Origin of the sequence: Vibrio floridensis, from assembly GCF_021852965.1 — a bacterium.
Lineage (GTDB): Bacteria > Pseudomonadota > Gammaproteobacteria > Enterobacterales > Vibrionaceae > Vibrio > Vibrio floridensis.
In genome coordinates this window covers 1-3,785 of sequence record NZ_JAKGCY010000039.1, presented here as the reverse complement: position 1 = coordinate 3,785, position 3,785 = coordinate 1, and the positions used below count along the sequence as shown (strand labels likewise).

Genomic DNA, 3,785 nt, shown 5'->3' with positions numbered 1-3,785 from the left:
AGAACTTTAGTTGCAGCTAAAGTCTGGGTCTCACCTTACCCTGATTCGTTAGTTATTATCCATACAAGGCGTTTAAGAGGGATTTGGCACGCGTGGCATTTTTGGTATACGGTGAGCTTTGTGGTGAAAGTGGTCTGCGGGAAGTTGGTTTGTGCGGCATTCACCCCTTAACGCAGCGTTATGTGACAGGTATGAAATTCGAGCATAAGAAATTAGAACCAAGTAACAGTGATTTTCAGTCTTTGGTCGCTGAATTGAACTCATCACTTACTCAAATTACCAGTGACACTGGTGAAAGCTCGTTTGCATCTGATACTTTTGATTCTTCGAGAGATGGATGTATCGTGGTGTATCTAGACACTGTCGCAGTAGCGTGTGGAGTGTTTCGATACCATGAAAATGAAGTGTGTGAACTAAAACGAATGTATTCCAAAAAATCTGGTGCAGGGTCTTATTTACTGAAACAACTCGAATGCTACGCAGTTACCAAAGGGTATAAAAAAGCCATTCTGTCGACACGTAGAGTTAACTCTAAAGCAGTCAGTTTCTATGAACGTAATTCTTACTCAGAATCGAGTGCGTATGGAAAGTACGTAGGTGTAAAACGTTCAATCTGCCTATCAAAGGTGCTAGTCACATAACAAGGCGTTCAAGAGGGATTCATGCCGCGTGGCATTTTTGGTATGCGGTTAGTTTTGGTGGTGAAAGTGGTCTGCGGAAACTTGGTTTAGGCGGCACTCACCCCTTAACGCAGCGTTAGCCGTCAAGGAGGAAATATGGAAGTGCAGGTGATAGCATCCCTTATTGGGGTCGGAGGCATTACGTTGAGTGCGCTCCTTGGTGGTTTTGGGTACTTCTTTAAAGTACGTGCAGAGAGCCTTAAAGTTACACGTCAAACATTGTTTTATCTATTGGAATTTCGTGCGCATACTCTGGCGTCTGCATTTGACTCTTCTGAACTGTATGAACAATATATTAAAAGGTGTGAAAAATACTTTGAGCAGAAAAAGATAGACGGTGTCGACTTTCCTGCGGAAAACAAGCAACTCATGCTAGCTTTCTTTTCACAACTTATAGAACAAATTACTCCTCAGTTGTCATCAGATTTTATCGATGGTTACGAAAACACCATAGTCAACCTAGCTAAAGAAAAACCGATACTGGCTTATAAGCTTCGGGGTAAAGAAGTTTCGAGCAAAATGGTTAATGTGCAGAAAATCTACTTAGAACAAGTACAAAATACAGAGCTGTTTCGCTTGGACAATGGCATTGGTGAGTTTTTGAAGAAGCAAGTATCTGAAGTCCACAACAAGGGTTTAAGTGAAATACTCAAGGTCATTGAAGAAGACTTGTTACTTGTATCTAAAGCTTGTGGGTTTATCCATTACTTAAAAGTGAGAAGTATTGTCAAAAAGCGAATCAAACCATCTATGAGCATGGATGAAATCAACATCGAGGAAGTGTTTGACGGCATGTTTATGGCGTTTTCTAAGCATGTTTCTAAAGATGTAGAGCACGCTGAAGAAAACGGCTAACAAGGCGTTTAAGACGGATTCACAACGCTTGGCAATCTCGGTTCAAGTTAGGTTAAGTGTTTAAGGTACAATGGTTTAGGTTTGGTGGTAGGCGTTGTTCACCACTTAACGCGGCGTTATGTTTTAAAGGAGAGTAAGGTGTTTGGACTATTTAAAAAGAAACCAGAAATCGAAAGTAAAGCGGAGCTCTCACAGGAAACTTCTCCATTCGAAATATTGCTACCAGATGAGAAGCTAAACGGTGAAGTACCAGACCTACGCATTGCCTCAAAAGTCTTGGATATTCTCCGTTCAAGCGGGCAGGAAGTTCAATCCCTAGAAATCTTTGAAGGAATGCCCGTTGTAAACTCAAACAACCCACAGCTTAAAGAATTTGCCTTTGTTGTAAATGGAGCCAAGCAAACCACAGCACTAAAAACGCAAATCGAATTCATGGCTTACCCGGCAGTTAAAGAAGGCTCTATAGGTGTGCTTTGCTGCCTTGTTCATGGAATCCTACATGAATTTCATATCACTAACCGTGGCGGTGGGGCGACAATCAACTATCAGTTTTCGAAAGTAGTGCCTCAAAAAACATAACAAACAATTTAAGAGGGATTCCCAACGCTTGGCATTTTTGCATCTACTTCAAATTTAGTGTTTATGGCACAATGCTTTAGGTTGGGTGGTAGCGTTGCTCACCCCTTAATTGGGCGTTAAGTATATTTAAGTAGGTATGTTCGGTGATATTTTTTCTCAAATTGACAGTGTATCCACGCAAGAACAATACTCATAGTGTTCAATCAGAAGGTGCGTATGCAGCATGTTGGATTAATGCGAGTGACAGTACGAGTGCATTTATAAAAGCAAAGTACTTAATTGAGAGGGATGAATGGACTATTGAGACATTGGAAATCGATCCGTTTCCTATCTCCAGAGATATGATTCAAAAAAGTGATTTTCACGTAAAACACTATGATTTAGCAGTTAATGATGGACACTCTATCTATTATTTTGCATGGAGCAAAAATGTAGAAAAAGAGACGGAGCTTGTACTTAAAACTAGGAACAAGCTAAACAAAAAGAAGTTCTATAGTGGTCGTAGTTCTGTATTAAGGAAAGGCTACTGCTTGCATCCAGACTCAGAGTCTTGTTGTAACCAAATTATCAAAGCGCATTCTATTCAAAAAAATCAGGCTCTATCAGCAATTGCTGTGGATAGCCATATATATCAACTTTCTAGAAGTTCGCTTTCTTCGAAATCATCAGCAGTTCAATATCAAAAAGAAGGTATAAATAAGGCATCAGTATTTCGTGGTTTTTGTAAGAAGCATGATAATGAGTTGTTTGAGGAAATAGATAACAATATTTTATTTCCCACAGAACATCAGGTATTTCTCTATGCATACCGTTCTATATGTAAAGAGGTTTTTGAAAAAAATAAAGCATTGAATATTCTTAATGAGGCAATCTCCGCTTTAGAGTCTGATTGTGCTGAATGGAAATTTATAAATGATTTACTCCAAGGTACAAAATATGGCTTGGATAATTTGATTAGAATTAAGAGCATTTACGATAATACACTGATAAACAAAACTTATAATGATATGAAATTTGTTATTTTTAAGTGTAGCAGTAAACCCAATATGGCATTTTCTGGGCTAATATATCCAGACTTTGATTTCATGGGCAATCAACTTCAAGACCTAGCCGACACGCAAGCTCAGCTGTCTCTTGTTACTGCATGTTCTGCTCCGATGTCTGATGGTTGGGGATACTTAATAGCATGGCACACTGAAGGTGGTGCTGTGGGCGATACTTTCATACAGAGTCTTGCTGAGGTTATTAACTCTAGCCAGTGTGTTGAGGATGCTCTTTTTCGATTCATTATTTCATCATGTGAGAATCATGCTTTTTCACCGCTCTGGTGGGAAAGCATAACTAGCTATCATCAAGAGGCTATTACACAAAGAGTTGGTGAAATGATTGAGCCAATGGCTCCTGTTCCGAACGACTATCTACGGTATGGTTTAGAGGGTATTGTAGATTGGTCTTTTGACGAAGTTTTGACTAATTTGGAACCATATACTTAACAAACAATTTAAGAGTGATTCAGCACGCTTGGCATTTTCGGTTTGGGTTAAGTTTAGTGATTAAGGTGTTCAAATTGAGTGTTGTGGATGCGTGCTTCACACCTTAATTGGGCGTTATGCTCTAGGAGAAAATTTTGCTCGATTTGCTTAAAAAAGTAGTTCTAATTAACTTCTTAGC

The 3,785-nt window shown here is 39.3% G+C and carries 4 protein-coding genes; all 4 read left to right on the top strand.

What is annotated here, in order from left to right:
- Nucleotides 1–149 precede the first annotated feature (149 nt).
- The 4 genes from LZU85_RS20430 to LZU85_RS20410 all read left to right on the top strand — a co-directional run bounded on the left by LZU85_RS20430 (nt 150) and on the right by LZU85_RS20410 (nt 3,607).
- Nucleotides 150–641 carry a GNAT family N-acetyltransferase gene (locus tag LZU85_RS20430; protein WP_419795983.1) on the top strand — a complete coding sequence of 164 codons (492 nt, stop codon included), beginning with the start codon at nt 150–152 and terminating at the stop codon, nt 639–641.
- Between the two features lie 135 nt (nt 642–776).
- Nucleotides 777–1,535, top strand: a complete 759-nt coding sequence (locus LZU85_RS20420) for a hypothetical protein (protein ID WP_237288383.1) — start codon at nt 777–779, stop codon at nt 1,533–1,535.
- 138 nt (nt 1,536–1,673) lie between these two features.
- The gene (locus LZU85_RS20415; protein WP_038964936.1) at nt 1,674–2,114 is read left to right on the top strand and encodes a hypothetical protein; all 441 of its coding nucleotides are present in this window, start codon (nt 1,674–1,676) and stop codon (nt 2,112–2,114) included.
- Nucleotides 2,115–2,257: 143 nt separating this feature from the next.
- Nucleotides 2,258–3,607 carry a hypothetical protein gene (locus tag LZU85_RS20410; RefSeq protein ID WP_154113914.1) on the top strand — a complete coding sequence of 450 codons (1,350 nt, stop codon included), beginning with the start codon at nt 2,258–2,260 and terminating at the stop codon, nt 3,605–3,607.
- The last annotated feature ends 178 nt before the right edge of the window (nt 3,608–3,785 follow it).

Coding starts and splice junctions, on each gene's coding strand:
- LZU85_RS20420 (WP_237288383.1), top strand. CDS start 777: ATGGAAGTGCAGGTGATAGCATCCCTTATTGGGGTCGGAGGCATTACG.